Annotated in this window: 26 protein-coding genes; 20 read left to right on the top strand and 6 right to left on the bottom strand. The window is 38.3% G+C overall.

The genetic code is table 11. From position 1 onward, the window contains the following. Window positions 1-47: 47 nt before the first annotated feature. Window positions 48-317, top strand: a complete 270-nt coding sequence (rpsN, locus tag PQQ29_RS09780; protein WP_003763042.1) for a 30S ribosomal protein S14 — start codon at window positions 48-50, stop codon at window positions 315-317. A gap of 77 nt (window positions 318-394) precedes the next feature. Next, window positions 395-1267 (top strand): 5'-3' exonuclease, encoded by an 873-nt coding sequence (locus tag PQQ29_RS09775; protein ID WP_003769372.1) that lies wholly within the window; start codon window positions 395-397, stop codon window positions 1265-1267. 17 nt (window positions 1268-1284) lie between these two features. Here PQQ29_RS09775 and PQQ29_RS09770 read toward each other — a convergent pair whose 3' ends face one another. Both PQQ29_RS09770 and cspD read right to left on the bottom strand, forming a co-directional pair. Continuing rightward, window positions 1285-1686 (bottom strand): ribonuclease HI family protein, encoded by a 402-nt coding sequence (locus PQQ29_RS09770; RefSeq protein ID WP_010991696.1) that lies wholly within the window; start codon window positions 1684-1686, stop codon window positions 1285-1287. Between the two features lie 122 nt (window positions 1687-1808). After that, window positions 1809-2009: a cold-shock protein CspD gene (gene cspD / locus PQQ29_RS09765; RefSeq protein ID WP_003728273.1), complete on the bottom strand. Its 201-nt coding sequence runs from the start codon at window positions 2007-2009 to the stop codon at window positions 1809-1811. A 373-nt stretch (window positions 2010-2382) separates the two neighbouring features. On the opposite strand from cspD, the gene mntR reads away from it, so the two are divergent. From mntR to PQQ29_RS09715, 10 genes are all read left to right on the top strand, one after another. Beyond that, window positions 2383-2811, top strand: a complete 429-nt coding sequence (mntR, locus tag PQQ29_RS09760; RefSeq protein ID WP_003763032.1) for a transcriptional regulator MntR — start codon at window positions 2383-2385, stop codon at window positions 2809-2811. A 159-nt stretch (window positions 2812-2970) separates the two neighbouring features. Next, the gene (locus PQQ29_RS09755) at window positions 2971-4653 is read left to right on the top strand and encodes a formate--tetrahydrofolate ligase (RefSeq protein WP_010991695.1); all 1683 of its coding nucleotides are present in this window, start codon (window positions 2971-2973) and stop codon (window positions 4651-4653) included. A gap of 119 nt (window positions 4654-4772) precedes the next feature. Then, entirely contained in the window at window positions 4773-6665 is a 1893-nt protein-coding gene (locus PQQ29_RS09750) for an ABC-F family ATP-binding cassette domain-containing protein (protein ID WP_003769365.1), read from the top strand. Between the two features lie 12 nt (window positions 6666-6677). Further along, window positions 6678-7622, top strand: a complete 945-nt coding sequence (locus PQQ29_RS09745) for a thymidylate synthase (protein ID WP_003769361.1) — start codon at window positions 6678-6680, stop codon at window positions 7620-7622. Between the two features lie 15 nt (window positions 7623-7637). After that, a complete protein-coding gene (locus tag PQQ29_RS09740; RefSeq protein WP_010991694.1) occupies window positions 7638-8120 on the top strand; it encodes a dihydrofolate reductase in 483 nt (160 codons plus the stop codon). Between the two features lie 52 nt (window positions 8121-8172). Beyond that, window positions 8173-9048, top strand: a complete 876-nt coding sequence (locus PQQ29_RS09735) for a putative RNA methyltransferase (RefSeq protein ID WP_010991693.1) — start codon at window positions 8173-8175, stop codon at window positions 9046-9048. 68 nt (window positions 9049-9116) lie between these two features. Next, window positions 9117-10628, top strand: coding sequence for a phosphohexomutase domain-containing protein (locus PQQ29_RS09730; protein ID WP_147732755.1), 1512 nt, complete (start codon window positions 9117-9119; stop codon window positions 10626-10628). 139 nt (window positions 10629-10767) lie between these two features. Beyond that, entirely contained in the window at window positions 10768-11391 is a 624-nt protein-coding gene (locus PQQ29_RS09725; RefSeq protein WP_003763020.1) for a DedA family protein, read from the top strand. 93 nt (window positions 11392-11484) lie between these two features. Next, window positions 11485-12468 carry an aromatic acid exporter family protein gene (locus tag PQQ29_RS09720; protein WP_003763019.1) on the top strand — a complete coding sequence of 328 codons (984 nt, stop codon included), beginning with the start codon at window positions 11485-11487 and terminating at the stop codon, window positions 12466-12468. 3 nt (window positions 12469-12471) lie between these two features. Beyond that, a complete protein-coding gene (locus PQQ29_RS09715) occupies window positions 12472-12849 on the top strand; it encodes a VOC family protein (RefSeq protein ID WP_010991691.1) in 378 nt (125 codons plus the stop codon). 44 nt (window positions 12850-12893) lie between these two features. Here the strand turns inward: PQQ29_RS09715 and ppdK are convergent, their stop codons facing one another. The 4 genes from ppdK to trhA all read right to left on the bottom strand — a co-directional run bounded on the left by ppdK (window position 12894) and on the right by trhA (window position 17759). Continuing rightward, entirely contained in the window at window positions 12894-15533 is a 2640-nt protein-coding gene (gene ppdK / locus PQQ29_RS09710) for a pyruvate, phosphate dikinase (RefSeq protein ID WP_187983943.1), read from the bottom strand. An 18-nt stretch (window positions 15534-15551) separates the two neighbouring features. Beyond that, the gene (locus tag PQQ29_RS09705; protein ID WP_187983944.1) at window positions 15552-16364 is read right to left on the bottom strand and encodes a pyruvate, water dikinase regulatory protein; all 813 of its coding nucleotides are present in this window, start codon (window positions 16362-16364) and stop codon (window positions 15552-15554) included. 12 nt (window positions 16365-16376) lie between these two features. Next, window positions 16377-17006 carry a transcriptional regulator CcpN gene (ccpN, locus tag PQQ29_RS09700; protein ID WP_003763015.1) on the bottom strand — a complete coding sequence of 210 codons (630 nt, stop codon included), beginning with the start codon at window positions 17004-17006 and terminating at the stop codon, window positions 16377-16379. Between the two features lie 120 nt (window positions 17007-17126). Further along, window positions 17127-17759 (bottom strand): PAQR family membrane homeostasis protein TrhA, encoded by a 633-nt coding sequence (gene trhA / locus PQQ29_RS09695; RefSeq protein WP_010991688.1) that lies wholly within the window; start codon window positions 17757-17759, stop codon window positions 17127-17129. Window positions 17760-17940: 181 nt separating this feature from the next. On the opposite strand from trhA, the gene PQQ29_RS09690 reads away from it, so the two are divergent. From PQQ29_RS09690 to deoD, 8 genes are all read left to right on the top strand, one after another. Then, window positions 17941-18780: a DegV family protein gene (locus tag PQQ29_RS09690; RefSeq protein ID WP_003769344.1), complete on the top strand. Its 840-nt coding sequence runs from the start codon at window positions 17941-17943 to the stop codon at window positions 18778-18780. Window positions 18781-18794: 14 nt separating this feature from the next. Next, window positions 18795-19580 carry an SGNH/GDSL hydrolase family protein gene (locus PQQ29_RS09685; protein ID WP_010991687.1) on the top strand — a complete coding sequence of 262 codons (786 nt, stop codon included), beginning with the start codon at window positions 18795-18797 and terminating at the stop codon, window positions 19578-19580. A 15-nt stretch (window positions 19581-19595) separates the two neighbouring features. Then, on the top strand, window positions 19596-20210 hold the full coding sequence (locus PQQ29_RS09680; RefSeq protein ID WP_003763009.1) for a YpmS family protein: 615 nt from the start codon (window positions 19596-19598) through the stop codon (window positions 20208-20210). A 36-nt stretch (window positions 20211-20246) separates the two neighbouring features. Then, window positions 20247-20780 (top strand): peptide-methionine (S)-S-oxide reductase MsrA, encoded by a 534-nt coding sequence (gene msrA, locus PQQ29_RS09675; protein ID WP_003769341.1) that lies wholly within the window; start codon window positions 20247-20249, stop codon window positions 20778-20780. 6 nt (window positions 20781-20786) lie between these two features. Beyond that, a complete protein-coding gene (gene msrB / locus PQQ29_RS09670) occupies window positions 20787-21224 on the top strand; it encodes a peptide-methionine (R)-S-oxide reductase MsrB (RefSeq protein ID WP_010991686.1) in 438 nt (145 codons plus the stop codon). An 83-nt stretch (window positions 21225-21307) separates the two neighbouring features. After that, window positions 21308-22213, top strand: coding sequence for a Gfo/Idh/MocA family protein (locus PQQ29_RS09665; protein WP_187983945.1), 906 nt, complete (start codon window positions 21308-21310; stop codon window positions 22211-22213). Window positions 22214-22275: 62 nt separating this feature from the next. Next, window positions 22276-22509 (top strand): YozE family protein, encoded by a 234-nt coding sequence (locus PQQ29_RS09660; protein WP_003763000.1) that lies wholly within the window; start codon window positions 22276-22278, stop codon window positions 22507-22509. Window positions 22510-22521: 12 nt separating this feature from the next. Next, window positions 22522-23223, top strand: a complete 702-nt coding sequence (gene deoD / locus PQQ29_RS09655) for a purine-nucleoside phosphorylase (RefSeq protein ID WP_003767481.1) — start codon at window positions 22522-22524, stop codon at window positions 23221-23223. The last annotated feature ends 27 nt before the right edge of the window (window positions 23224-23250 follow it).

Here is a 23250-nt window from a genome sequence, read left to right as displayed (position 1 = left end):
CGTATGATATAAATCGGAATGATTATTATTTATGAAAGGAGAGACATATGGCTAAAAAATCAAAAGTTGCTAAACATGAGCATCAACAAGCGCTTGTTGAACAATATGCAGAACTTCGCCGCACGCTTAAAGCAGAAGGTCGTTTTGATGAGTTACGCAAGTTACCAAGAGATTCTTCACCCACACGACTACACAATCGTTGTGAATTAACAGGTCGCCCGCATGGTTATATGCGTAAATTTGGTATGTCACGGATTCGGTTTCGTGAACTAGCACATCAAGGTCAATTACCCGGCGTGAAAAAAGCAAGCTGGTAAAAAGCTCCTTTTTTTCTGCGAGCCAGATATAATTATGCTACAATAGATGGCAGTAGAAGGAAATAGGAGGATTATATATGAACGAAAATCGAGAAAATTTGCTCGTTGTAGATGGAATGGCACTACTTTTCCGAGCATTTTATGCAACAGCTGTTTCCAAACAATTTATGTTTAATCAACACGGAATTCCAACGAATGGCGTGCAAGGCTTTATGCGCCACATGTTTGCAGCTATTCGTCAAAGTAATCCAACACATACACTTATTTGCTGGGATATGGGGTCACAAACATTCCGTAATGAATTATATGATGGTTACAAAGCGGGCAGAACGGCGCCACCAGAAGAAATGATACCTCAATTCGATTTAGCAAAAGAAGTAGCTGCTGGGTTTGGCTTTGTTAACTTGGGCGTACCTGGCTTTGAAGCAGATGACTGCATTGGTACGATTACAGTTCAGGCTAGTAGTAGTATTTCGACAACCGTTTTAAGTGGCGATAAAGATTTACTACAGCTAATCGCACCGACGAATGATGTATGGATTATGCAAAAAGGTTATGGCAATTATAAACGATATAATGAAGCAACATTTTTTGAAGAAATGGGCATTACGCCGAAACAGTTTATTGATGTAAAAGCATTGATGGGGGATACTTCAGATGGTTATCCTGGAGTGCGTGGCATCGGTGAAAAAACAGCAATTAAGCTCATCCAAGAATTCGAATCAATTGAAGGGGTTTTAAATAATTTAGACAAGCTTAAACCAGCCCAACAATTGAAAATTCAAGAAGATTTAGCAATGCTTGAACTGAGCCAAAAACTAGCTAAAATTCATACTGAAGTGCCGCTAGAAATGAACTTAGCAAGCTTGAAATATAACGGTTTCCGCGATGACGCTTTTGCGGTCGTTGAAAAATATGGCTTAAAAACCCTAACGCGGGATATTGAATAAAAATAGAAGCAATCTGGTTATTTGATACCAGGTTGCTTCTGTTTTTTTATAGCCTGACGCGCGAGTTGGTCGGCTTGTTTATTTTGGCTAACGTTACGCCATTCTGCAAAAAATAACTCTACTGAATCAGCCATTTCTAAAATTGCTTCTAAATGGGGTTTGAATAAAGGATTTTTAGCGTGTCGTTTATGGATTGCTTCAATGGCGACTTTCGAATCAGAATACAAACGAATGAAAGTGGCTTGTTTTTTTAAAGCTTCTTCTAGACCTAATTTAATCGCGATAAATTCGGCTTCATGATTGGTCATAACTTCGAGAGGGATGGCGAATTGTTCATAGATTCCTGCTGCTTTTAGAACTATGCCAGCACCACTAGGACCAGGATTTCCAGCACTTGCACCGTCAACGAAAACTTCCATATTGTGCGCCTCCTATTGTTTGAGTAGATGTGGCTTTATTATAGAAGGAAAGCTATTTTTTTGCAATAAAAAAACCGGTCAAAGGATACCGGTTTTAAGTCCGTGTCTAATTGGCAACTGGATTAGGCTTTTTCCACATTGGCTGCTTGAGCGCCGCGGTTACCTTCAACTACTTCAAATGTTACCGCTTGGCCTTCTTCTAAAGATTTGTAGCCGTCACCTTGGATCGCTGTGAAGTGAACGAAAATATCTTCGCCGCCGTCTGATTCGATAAAACCGTAACCTTTTTCATTGTTAAACCATTTTACTTTCCCATTTTGCATTGAAATAAATCCTCCTAAGTATGGCTAATAATTGCTAGAATCATTTTTCAAACGCTTTCATTTCTGTTTAAAAATTTTTTCTCGCAAATACTACCTTTTCAGTTCATAGCGTTGCCGCATATGATACTAACACTATAAATCAAAATACCTATAAACGTCAAGGTGATTTTCGATATTTTTTTAATTTTTGGACTTGTAAAGGCTTACTTTTTACTTTTATGTTATATTTTGTCGTTAAATGCTAGATTTACCTCGAAAAACTACGTGAATGTCCTAGGAGAAATTTCGTTTTAGAAAGGGTAATTGCTTTTAGAAAGTCCGATATTATAGTACAATTGGCTATGTGAAAGAATATAAGTTGGAGGGTATAGCTATGCCAACACCTAGTATGGAAGATTATATTGAAAAAATCTATTCCCTTATTGAAACAAAAGGTTATGCCAGGGTTTCGGATATTGCTGATGAGTTATTTGTCCATCCGTCTTCTGTAACAAAAATGGTACAGAAACTAGATAAAGACGAATATTTAATCTATGAAAAATATCGTGGATTAATTTTGACGCCTAAAGGAACACAAATGGGGAAAAGGCTACTAGAAAGACATGCATTACTAGAAAGTTTTTTAAGTATAATTGGTGTAGATCCGTCCCATATTTATCATGATGTGGAAGGTATTGAACATCATTTGAGTTGGAATTCTATTGACCGAATCGGGGATGTTGTTCAGTTTTTTGAAAATCATCCAGATGCGCTTAAGACACTCAAGGAAATGGATCCAACGAAACCAGATACAAAGGAATAACGGTAATCCAAGGTTGAGATGTTGATTTTTGCGCAATCAGGCTTTACTTTAGAAATCAAAAATGGTGTTACATCGCTTGGTGTCACGCTTTTTTGATGCACTGAAGAAGCCAAAATATCTTAATTCTTTGTTACAATATACATATTCGGAGGGGATATCATGTCAAATAAAGTGAAATCAGATATTGAAATTGCATCAGTAGCAGAAATTCTACCAGTTACGACTATCGCGGAACATTTAGGACTAGATGCAGATGCACTCGAACTTTACGGAAAGTATAAAGCAAAGTTATCCTATGATACGATTCACTCGTTAAAAGACAAGGAGCAAGGTAAACTTGTTCTTGTGACAGCTATTAATCCAACGCCAGCCGGTGAAGGTAAATCGACTGTAACAGTTGGTCTTGGCGACGCACTCTCTAAAAAAGATAAGAAAACAGTCATCGCTTTGCGGGAACCATCACTTGGACCTACAATGGGTATTAAGGGCGGGGCAACTGGTGGCGGTTATGCGCAAGTTATTCCAATGGAAGATATTAATTTACATTTTACAGGCGATTTTCATGCCATTACAGCAGCAAACAACGCTTTATCTGCGTTTATCGATAATCATATGCAACAAGGTAATGATTTAGGAATTGACGGGAGACGAATCGTTTGGAAACGTGTTGTTGATTTAAATGACCGAGCGCTTCGAAAAGTGGTCGTTGGTCTTGGTGGTCCTATTCAAGGCGTTCCTCGTGAAGATGGTTTTGATATTACAGTTGCTTCTGAAATTATGGCAATCATTTGTTTAGCAAGTGACTTAAAAGACTTAAAGAAACGCTTAAGTGAAATTGTGATTGGCTATAATTATAAAAAAGAACCAATAACTGTTGGCGAAATGGGTTATGAAGGTGCATTAACATTGCTATTAAAAGATGCGTTAAAACCTAATTTAGTGCAAACATTAGAACATACTCCAGCGATTGTACATGGTGGTCCTTTTGCTAATATTGCTCATGGTTGTAATAGTGTTTCAGCGACAAGTACTGCGCTTAAACTTGGCGAATATGTAGTAACGGAAGCTGGTTTTGGAGCAGATCTAGGAGCGGAGAAATTTTTAGATATTAAAGTTCCAGCACTTGGAAAAGCACCAGATTGTGTCGTGATTGTAGCGACAATTCGCGCACTGAAAATGCATGGTGGCGCTTTAAAAACAGAACTTAGTGAAGAAAATGTCGATGCCCTAGCAAAAGGCTTTACTAATTTACAAAAACATACGGAATCGATTCAAACATTTGGTATTCCATATGTTGTTGCCATTAATAAGTTTATTACGGATTCTGATGCGGAAGTCGCGAAATTAGAACAACTTTGCGAAGAACATGGCATTCCTTTTTCGTTAACAGAAGTGTGGGAAAAAGGCGGCGACGGTGGTCTAGAACTTGCAGATAAAGTAATCGCTGCAGTCGAAAGCGGAGAAGAGGACTATAAACGCATTTATGATGATGCTTGGTCAATAGAAGAAAAATTAGAAGCAATTGTGACGAAGGTTTACGGTGGAATTGGCGTAGAACTTTCTAGCAAGGCACAAAAACAAATTGTTGAGTTTAAAAAATACGGCTGGGATCGTTATCCAATTTGTATGGCGAAAACGCAGTATTCTTTATCGGACGACCCAACATTACTCGGTCGCCCAACTGATTTTGTGATTCATATTCGTGAATTCATTCCAAAACTTGGCGCGGGCTTCGTTGTTGCTTTAACTGGCGACGTGATGACAATGCCAGGCTTACCGAAAAAACCAGCGGCATTAAATATGGATGTCGATGAAAATGGTAACGCACAAGGTTTATTTTAAAAATAAAAGTTCCAAAAGTGGATTCGCCACTTTTGGAACTTTTTTCATCTCAAGCAATTGCTATGTTCTATATTTTCAGCTAGAATAGATAAGGACGAAACGGAAATGGATGGGACTAAATGAAACAGTTAAAAGTAGAAAACTTAACAAAAACATATGGCGAAAAAAGCCTGTTTGAGAATATCTCGCTAACGATAACAGAAGGCGAACGCATTGGTTTAATCGGTGTAAATGGTACTGGTAAATCAACGCTGTTACAAATTATTTCTGGAAGTGAATCTGGGGATAAAGGTAGCGTTACGAAAGCGAAAGATTATACGATCGGTTATTTGGCGCAAGATCCTGTTTTTAATGAAGAGGATACGGTTCTTTCGGCGGTTTTTGACGGTGATACTGCGGCGCTTCGAGCAATGCGTAAGTATGAAGAAGTCTTATTAGCGATGTCGCTTGATGCAGAAAATACCAAGCTACATGATGCCTATACAGCGGCTAGCCAAGAAATGGATGCGAGTGCTGCTTGGGATATGAATACTGAAGCGAAAACAATCTTGGAACGGCTTGGCATTACTGACTTAACAGCAAAAATAAGTGAGCTTTCTGGCGGTCAGCGAAAGCGTGTTGGTTTGGCGCAAGTCTTGATTGAGACGCCAGATTTACTTATTTTAGATGAACCTACCAACCATTTGGATTTTCAGTCGATTCGTTGGCTAGAAGAGTATTTAAATCGCTTTAAAGGAGCGGTATTACTCGTTACCCATGATCGTTACTTCCTTGACCGTGTGACGAACCATATGGTGGAACTGGACCGTGGTTCGGCGTACCGCTATGTTGGAAATTACGAAAAATTCATGGAATCCAAGGCAATTCGCATGGAAAACGAAGTCCGCGAATCAGAGAAAAATAAAAACCTTTATCGTAAAGAACTAGCTTGGATGCGTCGTGGTCCACAAGGGCGCGCCACAAAACAAAATGCTAGACAAGACCGTTTCCATGATTTAGAGAAAAAAGTCAAAACTAAAATCGACGACTCAGAACTTGCGATTGATTTTGTCACTAGTCGCCTTGGGAAAGATGTTTTCGAATTGAAAAATTTAGAAAAACGCTTTGACGAAAAACAAGTGTTACAAGATTTTAGTTTAATTATTCAACCGGGAGAACGTCTTGGTATCACTGGTAATAACGGAACTGGTAAATCGACTTTACTGAATATGTTAGCTGGAAAACTAACGCCCGATGCCGGCGAGGTAATTACGGGTCAAACAGTACAAATCGGTTATTATACGCAACAAAATGAAGAAATGGATCCAGATATGCGAATGATTGCTTATTTGCAAGAGGCAGGAGAGCAAGTAACGACTTCTGGTGGAGAAGTGATTAGCGTTAGCGCCATGCTAGAACGATTTTTATTCCCACCAAATTCCCACGGGAAGAAAATTGGTAGCTTGTCAGGTGGAGAAAAACGCCGCTTGTTCTTACTACGCATTTTAATGGAACGACCAAACGTGTTGCTACTAGATGAGCCGACCAACGACTTAGATACGCAAACATTAACTGTTCTAGAGGATTACTTAGAATCTTTTAACGGTACGGTTATTACGGTCAGCCATGATAGATATTTCCTTGATAAAGTTGTAAATAAATTGCTTGTTTTCCGGGCAATTGGCGAAGTAGAAATTTTCTATGGTGAATATAGTGATTATTTGAAAGAACTTGAGGCTAAAGGAAAGCCAGCAAAATCAATGAAAAAAATGGCGAATACTTCGGCCGAAAAGTCATCACCTGAGAAAAAAGAGAAAGTCAAACTAACCTACCAAGAACAACTTGAGTGGGACGGGATTGAGGATGCCATTAGCGACTTAGAGCAAGACATTGAATCGCTCAATGAAACATTGGAACAAACCGGAGCAGACTTTACAAAAGCAGCAGAAATTAGTGAACTTATTACAGCGAAAGAATCAGAGTTGGAACAAATGATGGAACGCTGGGAATTTTTATCACAATACGCGGAATAAGGAGTGCGAACGATGAAACAATATTTGGATTTAGAAAAGTACGTTTTAGAGAATGGAACACAAAAAGGAGATCGCACTGGGACTGGAACAATCAGCACATTTGGTTATCAAATGCGTTTTGATTTACAGGAAGGCTTTCCAATTATGACAACAAAACGGGTACCATTTAAACTTGTAGTAAGTGAACTACTATGGTTTTTACATGGAGATACGAATATTCGCTACCTTTTACAGCATAATAATAATATTTGGAATGAATGGGCTTTTGAGCGTTTTGTGAAAAGCGCTGATTATAAAGGCGAAGATATGACTGACTTTGGGCTGCGTGCTGAGCGTGATCCGGCCTTTAAAGAAGTGTATCAAGCTGAAATGGAGAAGTTTAAAACGCGGATCTTAGAAGACGAAACGTTCGCGAATAAATACGGCGAATTAGGTAATATTTACGGCAAACAATGGCGTGAATGGAAAACTTCGCAAGGGGAAACAATTGATCAGTTAGCTGACTTAATTGAAATGATTAAAACAAACCCGAACTCGCGTCGTTTAATCGTGTCTGCTTGGAATCCTGAAGATATTCCGAATATGGCTTTACCACCTTGTCATTCATTGTTTCAATTTTATGTGGCAGATGGGAAATTATCGTGCCAATTGTACCAACGAAGTGCAGATATTTTCTTAGGAGTACCGTTTAACATTGCAAGTTATGCACTTTTGACACATTTAATTGCACGGGAAGTTGGACTTGATGTTGGTGAATTTATCCATACTATGGGAGATGCACATCTTTATAACAATCATATCGAACAAGTGAAAGAACAATTATCAAGAACTCCGCATGCGTTACCAAAATTAGTTCTTTCAGATAAACCTGCAACCATTTTTGATTTTGAAGTAGCGGATATTTCACTAGATGGTTATAATCCAGATCCTGCAATTAAAGCACCAATTTCAGTATAAGGGAGGTTTTCTTAGATGATAATTTTTGTTTGGGCACAAGACCGCGCTGGTAATATCGGGAAAGACAACAAGATGCCGTGGCACTTACCAGGAGATTTACAATTTTTCAAAAAAACGACAACTGGAAAAACGCTCGTCATGGGACGTAAAACCTATGAATCACTAGGTAAAGCTTTACCAAATAGAAAGACCATTGTGTTAACTAGGGACAATGAATTACAACTAGACGATGCAGAAATTCTTCATTCACGGGATGAAGTTCTGGCGCTTGCTGAAACCGGCGAACCGATTTATGTTGTTGGTGGAGCGGAAATTTATCGTTTATTTATGGATGTGGCAGATAAGCTAATTGTCACAAAAATTGACGCGGAATTTGATGCAGATACCGCATTTCCAGAAGTAGACTGGGAAAACTTTTCAGAAGTAGCGAAAGAACCTCATGAAAAAGATGAGAAAAATAAATATAATTACACATTTTATACGTATGAAAGAAATTAGTAGAAACGTTGCCTATTTGCGGGCAACGTTTTTCGAGTGGAGTGACGTTTAATTGTTATCAAAAATGGAGATTAATAAGCTTGCGATGAAAGAAAGTATGACCCTGCTTGCTTGTCCGATTTGTGGGGGAGAATTCTCATTTAGCGAGCCGAATTCATTTATATGTAAAAACCATCATGGGTTTGATATTGCCAAGCCGGGATATTTACATTTACTTAAGCAAGTACATAAAACCAAATACGATCAAGCCTTATTCGAATCACGAAAAAAAGTGATTGCGAGTGGCTTTTTTGAAAAATTAATCGAACGAGTGACAGAAATCATTGCTGAGACAAAAAAAGAAGAAGTAGTGATATATGATGCTGGTTCCGGTGAAGGAAGTCATTTAGCGCGAGTTGTAAAAAATCTTCAAGAAAAAGGACGCCATGTCCAAGCAATTGGGCTAGATATTGCTAAAGAAGGCGTGAAACAAGCTGCTCGAGATTATCCCGGAATTGTTTGGACAGTAGCTGATTTAGCCAATTGTCCAACCCAGACAGAGACGGCAGATGTGATTTTAAACATTTTATCACCTTCGAATTATGAGGAATTCAAGCGGCTGTTAAAAACGGATGGCTTTTTGTTAAAAGTAGTTCCAGAAGCGAATTATTTGCGGGAGTTGCGCGAATTTATTTATGTTGATGAGAAGAGTAGTTATTCAAATGAGTCCGTTACATCTCGGCTAGCAGAAAAATTAACAGTCGAGTACGTTGAACGGGTGACATATAAAGCGCCAATCGCAAACGAATTATTTGCCGATTTTCTTGAAATGACGCCACTTGGTTGGCACATTGATAAAGATAAAAAAAGTGAATTATTAATAAATCCGCCAAAAGAATTAACGGTAGATCTAAAAATCATTATTGCAAATAGAGCACATCTTTTGTAAAAGCTATGTGAATTATGCGCAATTTAAGCTATAATGAAGGGGAAAAATACAGATGCTGGAGGAATGACATGAATCAATCAGAAACGAAAGCGTTAGAAGCACTGCAAAACGGATCAGACATACGTGGAATAGCAATCGCTACGGAAAAATATCAGATTACGCTGACAGACGAACGTGTAGAAAAGATTGCTTATGGCTTTGCGAAATGGCTAAAAGAGGAGAAAAAAGTGGAAGGTCAGGGAAAAGTGGCGATTGGTCATGACAGCAGACTTTCAGCTGAACGATTAAAAGCGGCACTTATCAAAGGGTTGACTTTCTCAGGTATCGATGTGGTGGATGTAGGACTTGCAACTACGCCGGCCATGTTTATGGCAACCCAGTACGAAGACTATGACTGCGATGCCGGAATTATGATTACAGCGAGCCACTTACCTTTTATGTATAATGGACTAAAATTATTTACGAAATCTGGTGGAGCTGAACATGAAGATATTGATTATATCGTAGCTCACGCAGGTAAATCTTTCATAGAAAACGGACTAATCGCCGGAAAAGTTACAAAACAAGATTTACTTTCTACATATGCGGCAGACTTAACGGATAAAATTAGAGCTGGAATCACGGATGCAGCGGACAAAATGAAGCCACTACAAGGAAGCCACATTATTGTCGATGCAGGGAATGGCGCTGGCGGCTTTTTTGCTGAAAAAGTGTTGGCAGAGCTCGGGGCAGACATATCTGGTAGTCAGTTTTTAGATCCGGATGGCAATTTTCCTAACCATATTCCAAATCCCGATAATGAAGAAGCTATGGCTAGCTTGAAAAAAGCGGTACTTGCGAGCGGAGCGGATTTAGGCGTGATTTTTGACACGGATGTAGACCGAGCTGCGATTATGGATAAAAATGGAGAAAGTTTAAACCGTAATCCATTAATTGCTGTTATTTCTAGTATTATTTTGGAAGAAAAGCCAGGAACAACTATCGTGACTGACTCAACAACAAGCGGACATCTGCAAACATTCATCGAAGCAAAAGGTGGGAAACAACATCGCTTTAAACGTGGTTATCGTAACGTTATCAATGAAGCTTTACGCCTTAATGCAAACGGAACACCATCAGAAATTGCTATTGAAGTGAGTGGGCACGCTGCATTAAAAGAAAATTATTTCTTAGATGACGGTGCTTACTTAATTGCCAAAATTTTGATGACGTACGCCACTTTACGAAAAAATGGCCAAGATTTGCCTGATTTAATAGCTGATTTAAAAGAACCTGCAGAAAGCGAAGAAATTCGTTTAAGTATTACAGCACCAGATTTTAAAGCTTATGGCAAAGAAGTTTTAGCTGATTTTCTGGCATTTGTAGAAGCTGACGCGGACATGGAATTAGAACCAGTAAACCAAGAAGGCATTCGTGTGAATACGAAGGGTGCGCTTGGTGAAGGTTGGTTCTTGCTTCGAATGAGCTTGCACGAACCTGTAATGCCAATGAATTTAGAAAGTGATGAAGCTGGTGGCATCAAGAAAGTGAAAGATCGTTTAGCAGGATTTTTCGCAACAAAAGCCGATTTAAAAATGTAAATAACAAAGAACTTGGTATGGAAAACGTATCAAGTTCTTTTTCTTTTTACCAAATCGATTGAAAAAGTAGAACGAGTGTAGTAAACTTAAAAAGCAAGCACTTACTTTAAAAGGGAAATAAAGTACAGGAGTGTGTTTTTTGGAAACTTGGATTACAAGTATTATGGCTGATTTTGGCTATATAGGTATTTTTTTGTTAATTATGATTGAGAACTTGTTTCCGCCTATTCCCTCTGAGATTATCTTAACTTTTGGTGGATTTATGACGACAGTTTCATCACTTAATGTAGTGATGGTGATTATTGTAGCAACACTTGGTTCAGTTGTAGGAGCTATTTTACTTTACAAAGTGGCCTCTTATTTTGGCAAAGAACGGCTAACGCATATTGTTTTGAAGTATGGCCGGGTTTTACGACTCAAGGAATCGGATATTGAACGCGCTGAAAGTTTCTTTTTGAAATATGGTAGCTGGGCAGTGTTTTTATGTCGGATGATTCCACTTATACGGAGTTTGATTTCCATTCCAGCTGGGATGACGAAGATGAAAATGTCACGATTTCTAATTTTAACAACGGCCGGGAGCTTGCTTTGGAATACGGTATTAATTGGTCTTGGCGCTCTTCTTGGCGAATCTTGGGGCGAAATTGTTGTTTTCATGGATAGTTTTTCGACAGTGATTTATAGTATCATTGCTGTTATAACCTTGCTTGGCCTAGGATTCTTTTTCCGAGCACGCTTTAAAAAAACACTAGACGAAGAATAATGTCTAACCTTGAGGAGGAATCTTCAAGGTTTTTCTTTTGCGATTTTCGCTTTCGTGCTATGATAAGTTGGACATAGAAAGGGGACGGGACATATGCGGATTGGAATGCGGACAGTAAAAACAGCAATTGCAGCGACACTAGCGATTATTTTGGCGGAATGGCTTCATTTGGAATATGCAGTTTCGGCGGGAATTATCGCGATTTTAAGTGTACAAAATACGAAAAAGGGGTCTCTGCAACTTGCGATTCAGCGGGTTTATTCGACTGTATTGGCGCTTTCTATTGCCGCCGTATTTTTCATGCTCATTGGTTATAACGCAGTGAGTTTTGGACTTTATCTACTGATTTTTATTCCGCTTGCTGTGAGACTACATGTTGCTGACGGGATTGTTGTAAGTTCAGTACTTGTATCGCACATTTTATTAGAACAATCGCTATCATTCTTTTGGTTTAAAAATGAACTTTTACTTATGGCGGTCGGCGCAGGTATCGCAATTATTTTAAATTTATACATGCCAAAAATGGAAGACGAATTAAAACGCAGTCAACAAAAAATTGAAGCCATCATGAGACAGATTTTAACAGAAATGACGCAAGGGCTTCGAAATCAGTCTGAATATCTTGATGAGTTTGGCTTATTAAATCAATTAAAGGGTACATTAGATTATGCACAAGAAAAAGCAGCAAGAAATTTGGACAATCAATTTTTTGCTTCGTCACACTATTATTCTCAGTATGTGGATATGCGACTGGTTCAGTACCGAATTTTGACACAAATGAAGCGACATCTGGTTTCGTTCCATCATTCTTCAGAGCAAAGTATGGCGCTCGCTGAAATTACTGAAAAAACAGCGCAGACGTTGGATGAACATAATACGGCGGAAGATTTAGTGGCAGAGATTACAACGATGGTGCATGAATTTCGTAGTAGTAAGCTCCCAGAAACACGTGAAGAATTCGAAAATAGAGCCATTTTATTCCAATTTATGAATGATTTGCGCTATCTTTTAGAAATGAAACGTGATTTTTATGCGGAGTTTGGCTTGAAAGAAAAAGAAATGACGAGAGGACGATGAAAAATGATTGAAAAAATTGGTCAAGTAATGTTATATGTGGAAGATCAAGCGGCAGTAAGAGATTTTTGGGTGGAAAAATTGGATTTTGTCGTTGTATCAGAAGAAGTCGTAAACGGCGAAATTCAGTGGGTTGAAATCGCGCCTTCAAAAGGTGTGGAAACTACTTTTGTGCTCCAAAATAAAAAGAAAGTTGCCGAAATGAACCCGGATATGAACCTTGGGACGCCATCGATTTTACTATTTGGAACAAATATTAGCGAACTGTATGAAGAATATAAAAACAAAGGAATTACAGTAGGGGATTTGGTTGATCTGCCAATCGGTCGCGTGTTCAACTTTGCAGATAATGAAGGGAATTATGTGGCGATTTGCGAAAAATAAAAAAGTCCAGATGACAATCTAAGTGATTGCCATCTGGACTTTTTTTATATAGTAGATACTAGCTTGTTTTCGCTCAGTGCTGCTTGGGCTGCTGCTAACCGAGCTATTGGCACGCGGTAAGGCGAGCATGATACATAACTGAGGCCAAGTTGATGGAAGAAGTGGATTGATTCTGGGTCTCCTCCATGCTCTCCACAGACGCCCATTTTTAAGTTCGCATGAGTCATTCTTCCGCGAGTAACAGCCATTTCAACTAACGCACCAACGCCCGTTTTATCAATCGTAACAAATGGATCTTTAGGTAAAATATCTTTTTCATAATAATCAGCTAGAAATTTAGTTGCATCATCACGAGAAAAACCATATGTTAGCTGAGTTAAATCATTTGTTCCAAAACTAAAGAACTGGGCTTCTTCGGCAATTTCATCTGCGGTCACACAAGCACGAGGAATTTCAATCATCGTACCAATATCAAAAGGTAGCACAACTCGTTCTTTTTCAAAAATCGCATGAATGGCCTGCTTAATTTCATTTTTAATATAACTAAGTTCGCTTTTTGTAGCGATTAGAGGAATCATAATTTCTGGGTGGACATCGATTCCTTCATCATGAACGATAACGGCACTTTCCATGATTGCTTCCGCCTGCATACGATAAATTTCTGGAAAAGTAATGGCTAAACGGCAACCGCGATGACCTAGCATAGGATTTGCTTCTGCCAGCTCCTCAATTCGTTTGGTGATTTGGGGAACAGTACGGTTCATATCGCGCGCTAATTGTTCGATTTCGCGGTTAGTCTTCGGTAGAAATTCATGTAAGGGCGGATCAAGAAGGCGAATATTCACTGCTCGACCATTTGCTATTCGAAATAATTCACTGAAATCTGTTTTTTGCATCTCTTTTAATGATGTTAAAACAGATTCGCGCTCTTTAAGTGATTCTGCTAAAATCATTTGTCTAACATAAGGAATCCTTTTTTCATCAAAAAACATATGCTCTGTGCGACAAAGACCAACACCTTCAGCGCCAAATAGTAATGCTTTTTTAAAATCTGTTGGTGTATCGGCATTTACGCGGATTTTTAGTTTTTTCTCAGCGTCTGCCCATGCCATTAATTCATCAAAATGACCGCCTATAGAAGCTTCTGTGAGTGCTATTTGTCCAAGATAGACATTTCCAGTGCTGCCGTCGAGAGAAAGAAAATCACCTTCATGAAGCTGTTCTCCGGTTGTAAGGATAATGGTTTTTTCTTTTTCATTAATAGTGAGTTCAGCGCAACCAGCTATACAGCATTTTCCCATTCCGCGGGCCACTACGGCAGCGTGAGAAGTCATACCACCATGAGCAGTTAAAATCGCGCTACTTCTCGCCATACCTTCAATATCTTCAGGAGAAGTCTCATTTCGTACTAGGATAACAGAAATGCCGCGTTCTGAAGCTGCTACGGCTTCTTTAGCTTCAAAGAAAATTTGACCGGTGGCAGCTCCTGGACTTGCTGGTAATCCGGTTGCGATGACTTGTCCAGCTTTTAGAGCGCTTTCATGAAAAGCAGGGTGAAGTAATTGATGTAGCTGTTTCGTTTCTACTCGCATAATTGCTTCTTCACGAGTGATTTTGCCTTCGTGGACGAAATCGACTGCTGTTTGAATTGCTGCTTTGGCTGTTCGTTTCCCGCTCCTTGTTTGAAGAACGTAAAGTTTTCCTTTTTCAATTGTAAATTCAATATCTTGCATATCTAAATAGTGATTTTCAAGTAGTTCACATGTTTTAAGGAGTTCGTTATAAACGAGGGGCATTCTTTGTTCTAATGCGCTAATCGGTTCAGGCGTGCGGATTCCTGCAACAACATCTTCACCTTGTGCATTTAGTAGAAACTCACCAAAAACTTGCTTTTCACCAGTGGATGGATTTCGCGTAAAAGTAATACCAGTACCGCTTGTTTCGCCAGTGTTGCCAAAAACCATCGCTTGAATATTCACGGCTGTGCCAAAACTTGCATCAATATCATGCAGTCTGCGATAAATAACGGCACGAGGGTTCATCCACGAATCAAAAACAGCAATAATCGCAAGTCTCAGCTGTTCTAACGGATCTTGCGGAAAATCTCTGCCAGTTGCTTGGCTGAAAATCAGTTTATAAATCTCAATTAGTTCACTTAAATTAGCAGCAGTTAATTCCGTATCTAAAAGATAATTATTGTCTTTTTTTATACGAGCAAGCGCCTGTTCAAATTGATAGCTTGGAATTTCAAAAACGACATCGCCAAACATTTGAATGAAGCGACGATAAGAGTCAAACGCAGAACGAGCATCACCTGTTAAGTTAGCTAATCCTTCAGCAGCTTGATCATTTAACCCTAGATTTAGAACCGTATCCATCATTCCTGGCATCGAAAAAGGCGCGCCAGAACGTACTGAAACTAACAGTGGGTTTTCCGCGAATCCGAAAATTTTTCCAGTTTGTTTTTCGAGTTCTGTCAAATGAATTTTTACTTCTTCAAAAATTTCTTCGGATAGATGTTTGTTGCTCGTTGTATAATCATTACAAGCATCGGTCGAGATAATAAAGCCAGGAGGGACGGGCAAACCAATCTTCGTCATTTCGGCCAAATTAGCACCTTTTCCTCCTAAAAGATTTTTCATTTCTTTAGAACCTTCACTGAACTGATAGACAAATTTTCTCACTTTATTCACCTCTTCTAATTAGTGGTAACTCGTGATAATCTCCGTGATTAGGGCAGCGGTTTCTTCAATGGCTTTGTCTTCAACATGGATTACTTGGCAGCCAAGCTTTTTGAAAGTAGCATAACCATATTCTAATTCTTCTAAAATGCGTTTTTCACTAGAATAACTACTTGCTTCATCTAAGCCAATTGATTTTAATCTCACTTTCCGGATTTGAGCAAGTTTTTCAGGTGTAGTTGTCAGACCGATAATACGTTCTGCTGGGATTTGAAAAAGTTCATCTGGAATCGGAATTTCGGGAACGAGTGGCACGTTAGCGACTTTCCAGTTTTGATTAGCAAGATAGCTACTAAGTGGGGTTTTACTCGTTCTTGAAACACCAACTAAAACAATATCGGCATCCAGTAAACCGCAGGGATCTTTGCAGTCATCATATTTAACGGCAAATTCAATTGCGGCAATACGATCAAAATAATTACTATCAAGCCGGCGCATATTTCCCGGGTCTTGTTTAGACTTTAACCCAGTTTTTGCTTCCACTGCGGCAGTGAGCGTATGTAATAAATCAACGTTTTGAAGATGATTTTTCACACAAAAATTTGACGCATAATCAGCGAGCTTTGATTGTACTAGCGTTTGAACAACAATCCCATCAGCTGCTTTTGCTTCTTCTAATGTTTCAAGTAAAGCGTTTTCATCGCGAATAAAAGCGTGGCGCCGAATATCAGCTGGTTTATTAAGTGAAAACTGAGCTGTTACCGCGCGAATAATATGTTGAGCAGTTTCTCCGATAGCATCTGAAATAACATATATAATAACCGGATTTTCCATATTTGCCTCCTATTAAACCTTTTTTATTGTATCTACAAAAAGCGCAGTAATACGTGTTTTTGATATTTTTCCGACGACTTTCGCTTCTCGAGAGTTATTTTCAAAAACGGGAAGCGAATCGATTTGATGAAAGACAAGCTGTTCTGCTGCGTGCAAGACTTTATCATTTTTAGTAACAGTAACAAGGTTTGGCATGCGCGTCATAATAGTCGCAATGGGAGTGGCTTTCGTATCTGCATCCGCCAGTGCGCCTTTCAGTAAGTCTTTTCTGGAGACAAGCCCAACTAATTGTTCGTCATCAATTACATATAAACTGCCAATATCTTCCATAAAGAGCATCACAATGGCGTCATAAACACTTGTTTCTTTTTTTGCGAAAAATGGTTGGGTCATAATATCTGCTACTTTCAATTGGCGAATTTCATCCAAATGAATCGGATTTGTTTCGAGTCCTGAGTAAAAATAACCAACTTTAGGTCTGGCATCTAAAATTCCGGTCATCGTCAAAATCGACAAATCAGCACGAATCGTAGCACGCGTTAATTTTAAATGAGCAGCGATAGAGTCACCAGTAGCAGGCTCATTCGCGCGAACAAAGGCAACAATCTGGTGTTGTCTAGAGGAAAGTTCGATTGGAATCACATCCTTTTATTATGTTATGCTAAACATTATATAGTATGACATAATTAAAAACAAGTCTTAATTATGTCATACTATATAAAAAAACCTTCTCATTATCGAGAAGGTTTTAAAAATTATAATTTAAACATAAAACAAAATGCAGAAGTACATAAAAGCAGTTCCCGCGATAACAAATAAATGCCAAATCGCGTGCATATAAGGTACTCGAGGGATACTATAAAAAATTGCCCCTACAGTAAACATAATCCCACCAGTTGCAAGTAGCCAAAATCCGGTTGGCGTTAGCCCTGCATAAAGTGGTTTAATGGCGAACATGACCATCCAGCCCATTACTAAGTATACAAACGTCGATAAAAGTTTTAATTTGCCAGTCATAAATATTTTATAAATGATCCCAGCAATTGCGAGTCCCCAGATAACACCAAACAGCGTCCAACCGAGAGTTCCTTGAATGGTAATCAAAACAAATGGTGTATAACTGCCAGCAATTAAAACATAAATCGCGGCATGATCCATAATATTAAAAACCGTTCGTGCTTTGCAAGGTTTGAAGCTATGGAGCAGTGTGGAACAAATATAAAGCAACATTAGTGAAATTCCATAAATTAAAAAACTTGTTAAATAAAGAGGATTATCTTTTCCAGCGGCGAATATTATAAGTAAGACGAGCGCGGGAATACTAAGGATAAATCCAACCCCGTGCGTTATTGCATTCGCCAGTTCTTCTTTCCAATTATAAGAAGTGACATTCATTTTATCACCATACTTTTCTACAAAATTTTTGTGGGTTGTTACATTTCTATCATACGCTAAAAAAGTAAGAATAGAAAGACAAATACCATTTCTTTCTCTTTTCTTAAAACTAGTTTATAGGTTGTGTATAACGCCGGGAATGTTATAATAAGAGAAAATAAGCAAAAATGGATGTGGCTAAATGAGAAAAATAAAGATTATCACAGACTCAACTGCAGGCTTAACTCTTGAAGAAGCAGCAAAATGGAATATTGAAGTTTTATATTTAACCGTAGAAATCGATGGGAAAGTTTATAATCCTAAAACAGACATTACGCCAGAAGAATTCATGGTACGCATGGCTGAAACAAAAGAATTACCAAAATCTTCGCAACCAGCAATCGGTTCTTTTGTAGAAGCTTATGAAAAATATACGGCAGAAGGGTATGAAATCCTTTCCATCCATTTGACGGAAAAACTAAGTGGTACAGTGAATGCAGCTCGCCAAGCAGCTGATATGGTGGAAGGAAACATCACCGTAGTAGACTGCGATTATACGGCACGTGGCCAAGCATTCCAAGTACTAAAAGCCGCTGAAATGGCTCAGGCTGGCGATTATTCAGTAGAAGAAATTCACGCTGCAATTAATGATATTCGCGACAAAACAAAACTTTATATTGTGGTCGTAACGCTCGATAATTTAATTAAAGGTGGGCGTGTTGGTCGAATGCAAGGTTTCCTAGGTAGTCTTTTGAATATCAAATTAATCGCTAAGCTTACTGATGGACAATTGGAAGAAGAAACCAAAGTTCGCAGTAACAAAAAAGTTTTACAATACTGCCTTAATCTAATTAAAGACGAACCGAAAAAAATTCAACAGCTGGATGTAGTTCATGCCAATGGGCTGAATTTAGCTGATGACTTTATCGCAGAGTCTAAAGAAATAACTGGATTAACAGAAATTCCACTATTTTTTGCAGATCCTGTCATTTCCACTCATGCTGGAACTGGCGCGTTTGCATTTATGTACTATACTGACTAAGTGAGTGATTGCATATGACAAAGAAAAAATGGCTGTGGCTTACAGGAAGCGTGCTTATTATCGCGCTTCTCGTTGGCGCAGTTTTTGGTATCAAGTATTATAAAGAATCAAAAGAAATCCCTATTAACCTAGTTGCAATGGGTGACTCATTAACAGAAGGTGTTGGTGATGAAAACAAAGAAGGCGGCTATGTGGGCATTGTTCCAGAAAAACTAAATGAAGAAGCTACAGTGTCTAGTGTGAAAACGAGCAACTACGGTGTATCAGGAAACCGTATTACACAACTAGAAAAACGCCTCAAAACGAATAAACAATTCCAGCAAGATGTCAAAAATGCCAATGTAATAACTATTACAATCGGTGGGAATGACGTGATGGCTATTTTGCAATCTCGCCTTTTAAATGTAGATGTGGCTGATTTTGCAAAAGCAAATAAAGAATTTCAACAAGAACTTACAACGTTACTTAAAGATATTCGCTCTTACAATAAAGATGCAGCGATATTTTTAATGGGTATTTACAATCCTTATACGACTTATTTTGCAGATATAAAACAATTTGATGAGGTCATTACCAATTGGAATGATGCTTCTGCGAAAACAATTAAACAAACTAACAATGCTTATTTCGTCCCAGTGGCTAAAGCATTAGAAGATAGAAATACATCCAATAAAGACAAGCCGAATCCATTACTTTCAGATGATTATTTCCATCCAAACCATAAAGGATATGAAAAAATGAGCGCCGAGTTAGAAAAAGCTATCGTCAAACAACTAGATGATGGTAATATTCCTAAATAGAAAGGTGATAAAATCTTGCAAGTAGAAACAAGATCAGCTCCAAAAAAACCAAAACGAAATTATTGGAAATGGATTTGCCTAACTTTAATTAGTTTGCTTATCCTTCTTGCTGGCTGGCTTTATGTAACAGTCTTTGTACTTAGCCCACAAGAAGAGCCAACGCCTTCGCTTATTAGCAATAAATCAAATATTGAATTTCAAACAAGCACCACTAAATCAGACTTAAACCAATTAATCAGTAGCTATATAGAAGAGTTCAGCAAAGAGCAAGATATCGGTTATAAAGTTTTTGTAGCAAATAATGTCAATTTTACAGCTGAAGCGAAGATTTTTGGTGAGCCTGTTGAACTAAGACTTAAATTTTCACCAAAAGTAGTTGATAATGGAAATATAGAATTATCGCTGACAGATATGTCTGTTGGAGCATTACCTTTACCAGTTTCTTACGTGATGAACTATGTTAATAAAAACTATAAATTCCCTGAGTGGGTCACTGTACTTCCTAAAAAAGAAAAAATATATTTATCTTTGGACAAATTAAAACTAAAAGGCGACACAAAAGTTCGTGCCGATACGCTAAATTTGAAGAAAGACGATATTTCGTTTACACTTTTAGTACCAGTTAAGTAATTTAACTGGCCCAATCCTAGTTAGGGGGCATTTTTTATGACAAAAGAATCACTTGAAAAAGCAACATTTGCTGGAGGATGCTTTTGGTGTATGGTAAAACCTTTTGACACACAACCAGGAATCGAGAAGGTCGTTTCGGGTTATACAGGTGGACATACAGTGAATCCAACATATAAAGAAGTTTGCAGCGGGACAACAGGGCATACCGAAGCAGTTGAAATTACATTTGATCCGGCAGTATTTCCTTATGAAAAATTAGTCGAAGTATACTGGCAACAAACAGATCCGACTGATGCAGCGGGACAATTTGTCGACCGCGGAGATTCATATCGTCCGGTTATTTTTTACCATAATGAGGAACAACGACAAATCGCTGAAAAATCTAAAGCAGCTTTGGATGCAAGCGGAAGATTTAAGAAACCAGTTGTCACAGAAATTGCAAAAGCAGAAACTTTTTATCCTGCAGAGGAATATCACCAAGATTTCTATAAAAAAGAAAAAGCGCACTATGAAGGTTATCAAGTAGCTTCCGGTCGTGCTGCATTCATAGATGCCAACTGGAAAGGGTGAAGTCAAATGGATGAAAGTAAAAAAAACGAGCGACTTAAACAGCTAACAGATATACAATATAATGTGACCCAAAAAGCGGATACCGAACGCCCATTTCAAAATGAATTTTATGATAATGTGGCAAAAGGAATCTATGTAGATATTGTTTCAGGAAAGCCGTTATTTTCATCCAATGATCAGTATGATGCTGGTTGTGGTTGGCCAAGTTTCACAAAACCAATTGACGAAGCAGAAGTAATCGAACATAGAGATTTATCACATGGGATGATTCGGACGGAAGTGAAGTCAGTTGAGGCTGATTCGCACTTAGGGCATGTTTTTCCAGATGGACCACAAGATCAAGGTGGACTTAGATACTGCATCAATTCCGCAGCGCTTCGATTTATCCCCGTTGATAAGTTAGAAGAAGAAGGCTACCAAACCTATAAGAAAATCTTTGAATAAACAAACGATGCCAGAAAATGAAATGCGTAGAATAATATCGCGAAATCATTCTCTGGCATTGTTATGAAAAAGGAGCGAAATGTATGTTGAAAGTAGCAGTAGTGGGACTCGGTGGAATTGCACAAAAAGCGTATTTACCTGTTTTTGCTGAGATGGAAAATATCGAGGTCCATCTTTATACAAGAAATGCACAAAAATTAAAGCATTTAAGCGAAAAATATCGTTTTGATCATTATCATCAAAGTATTCATTCAATGATAGAATCTGGCGTTAATGCAGCTTTTGTACATTCATCTACAGCAAGTCATCCAGAAGTAATTCGGACTTTTTTATCACATAATATTCCAGTTTATGTAGATAAGCCAATTGCCGATAATTTGGCCGAAGTGGAAGAATTGACGCGCTTAGCCGAAGAAAAAAACACGCTATTAATGACAGGATTTAACCGTCGTTATGCACCTAAATATCAAGAATTAAAAGCATTAACGGATATAAACATGATAGTAATGCAAAAAAACCGCGCAGGACAGCCAGGTGAGGCACGTACATTTATTTATGATGATTTTATCCATGTCATTGATACCGTCCGTTATTTACTTGATGCAAAAATTGATCAATTACATATGGTACCTGTTTGGCAAAACGAATTACTGTCTAGTGTAACTGTCCAAATTTCTGCTGGCAATAAAGTAGCTACTGCCATCATGAACCGGGATAGTGGTGTGAATGAAGAACGTTTAGCCGTGATGACAAAAAGCGCTAAATATGAAGTGGAAAATGTAACAGAGACACATATTTATGAAGGAACGACCGAGCGTTTTGAACGGTTTGGTGACTGGGAAACAACGCTTTATAAACGCGGCTTTGTACCGATTATTCAGGCGTTTTTAAATGCTGTTCGAAACGGCGAAAAAGCTCCAATTACTGAAGAAGATGCATTAGAGACACATCGACTAGCAGAAGAAATTCTAAGTAAACTTGAAAATTAACTTTATTTTTCACGAGAAATCAACTATAGTTAAAGCATAAAAAGAGCGGAGTGTGTTGTACGTTGGGAAGATCATTTTATCATTTTTTAATGACATATCGGGACCCGAAGCTAACAGATCAGAAAACGGAATTTGCCAACAATGCATACCGAGATCATAGTTTTCCAAAGCAAACAAGAAATTATCATATTCTTTGTGACTATCTTGAGTTTAATGCGCCTTATTTACCGGGAATGTCTATTTTCGATGAACTTTGGGAAGCGTATTTGCTAGATGAAGAGAAAAACAAACATTAGGAGGAGAAAATTATGAGCGTACATATCGAAGCAAAACAAGGGGAAATTGCCGAAACAATTTTATTACCAGGAGATCCTTTGCGTGCGAAATACATTGCCGAAACATTCTTAGAGGACGTTGTATTATTTAACCAAGTAAGAGGAATGCTAGGATTTACTGGTACATATAAAGGCGAAAAAGTTTCTGTTATGGGAACTGGTATGGGAATTCCGTCAATTTCGATTTATGTGAATGAATTAATTCAAAGCTATGATGTGAAAAATTTGATTCGCGTTGGAACAATGGGTGGCATTCAAGCGGACGTTAAAGTTCGTGATGTTGTAATTGCTCAAGCAGCTTCGACAGATTCTCAAATTAATCGTAACACTTTTGCTGGTGTTGACTTTGCGCCAGTAGCAGATTTTTCTTTATTAAAAAAAGCGTATGATGCAGGCGTTGAAAAAGGCCTATCTCTAAAAGTTGGTAATGTTTTCTCAGCGGATCGTTTTTATAATGATCAATTGGATAAACAACAATTAGCCGATTACGGAGTACTGGGAATTGAAATGGAAGCAGCGGCTCTTTATACATTAGCGCAAAAATATGGCCGTCGTGCACTTGCTATTCTAACAGTCAGCGATCACATTTTTACAGGTGAAGAAACATCCGCTGAAGAGCGCCAAACTACTTTTAATGATATGATTGTTGTAGCATTAGAAGCAGCAATAAAATAATCAAAATTACTACCTTAGATTTTGACT

This window comes from Listeria innocua, assembly GCF_028596125.1.
Lineage (GTDB): Bacteria > Bacillota > Bacilli > Lactobacillales > Listeriaceae > Listeria > Listeria innocua.
Note: the sequence above shows the minus strand (reverse complement) of the source record. Positions and strands in the feature narration are given on the sequence as shown.

What these genes read in the sequence shown, in the direction of transcription:
- rpsN (WP_003763042.1), top strand. Translation starts at nt 48, where the DNA reads ATGGCTAAAAAATCAAAAGTTGCTAAACATGAGCATCAACAAGCGCTT.
- PQQ29_RS09775 (WP_003769372.1), top strand. Translation starts at nt 395, where the DNA reads ATGAACGAAAATCGAGAAAATTTGCTCGTTGTAGATGGAATGGCACTA.
- PQQ29_RS09770 (WP_010991696.1), bottom strand. Translation starts at nt 1,686, where the DNA reads ATGGAAGTTTTCGTTGACGGTGCAAGTGCTGGAAATCCTGGTCCTAGT.
- cspD (WP_003728273.1), bottom strand. Translation starts at nt 2,009, where the DNA reads ATGCAAAATGGGAAAGTAAAATGGTTTAACAATGAAAAAGGTTACGGT.
- mntR (WP_003763032.1), top strand. Translation starts at nt 2,383, where the DNA reads ATGCCAACACCTAGTATGGAAGATTATATTGAAAAAATCTATTCCCTT.
- PQQ29_RS09755 (WP_010991695.1), top strand. Translation starts at nt 2,971, where the DNA reads ATGTCAAATAAAGTGAAATCAGATATTGAAATTGCATCAGTAGCAGAA.
- PQQ29_RS09750 (WP_003769365.1), top strand. Translation starts at nt 4,773, where the DNA reads ATGAAACAGTTAAAAGTAGAAAACTTAACAAAAACATATGGCGAAAAA.
- PQQ29_RS09745 (WP_003769361.1), top strand. Translation starts at nt 6,678, where the DNA reads ATGAAACAATATTTGGATTTAGAAAAGTACGTTTTAGAGAATGGAACA.
- PQQ29_RS09740 (WP_010991694.1), top strand. Translation starts at nt 7,638, where the DNA reads ATGATAATTTTTGTTTGGGCACAAGACCGCGCTGGTAATATCGGGAAA.
- PQQ29_RS09730 (WP_147732755.1), top strand. Translation starts at nt 9,117, where the DNA reads ATGAATCAATCAGAAACGAAAGCGTTAGAAGCACTGCAAAACGGATCA.
- PQQ29_RS09720 (WP_003763019.1), top strand. Translation starts at nt 11,485, where the DNA reads ATGCGGATTGGAATGCGGACAGTAAAAACAGCAATTGCAGCGACACTA.
- PQQ29_RS09715 (WP_010991691.1), top strand. Translation starts at nt 12,472, where the DNA reads ATGATTGAAAAAATTGGTCAAGTAATGTTATATGTGGAAGATCAAGCG.
- PQQ29_RS09705 (WP_187983944.1), bottom strand. Translation starts at nt 16,364, where the DNA reads ATGGAAAATCCGGTTATTATATATGTTATTTCAGATGCTATCGGAGAA.
- trhA (WP_010991688.1), bottom strand. Translation starts at nt 17,759, where the DNA reads ATGAATGTCACTTCTTATAATTGGAAAGAAGAACTGGCGAATGCAATA.
- PQQ29_RS09690 (WP_003769344.1), top strand. Translation starts at nt 17,941, where the DNA reads ATGAGAAAAATAAAGATTATCACAGACTCAACTGCAGGCTTAACTCTT.
- PQQ29_RS09685 (WP_010991687.1), top strand. Translation starts at nt 18,795, where the DNA reads ATGACAAAGAAAAAATGGCTGTGGCTTACAGGAAGCGTGCTTATTATC.
- msrA (WP_003769341.1), top strand. Translation starts at nt 20,247, where the DNA reads ATGACAAAAGAATCACTTGAAAAAGCAACATTTGCTGGAGGATGCTTT.
- msrB (WP_010991686.1), top strand. Translation starts at nt 20,787, where the DNA reads ATGGATGAAAGTAAAAAAAACGAGCGACTTAAACAGCTAACAGATATA.
- PQQ29_RS09665 (WP_187983945.1), top strand. Translation starts at nt 21,308, where the DNA reads ATGTTGAAAGTAGCAGTAGTGGGACTCGGTGGAATTGCACAAAAAGCG.
- deoD (WP_003767481.1), top strand. Translation starts at nt 22,522, where the DNA reads ATGAGCGTACATATCGAAGCAAAACAAGGGGAAATTGCCGAAACAATT.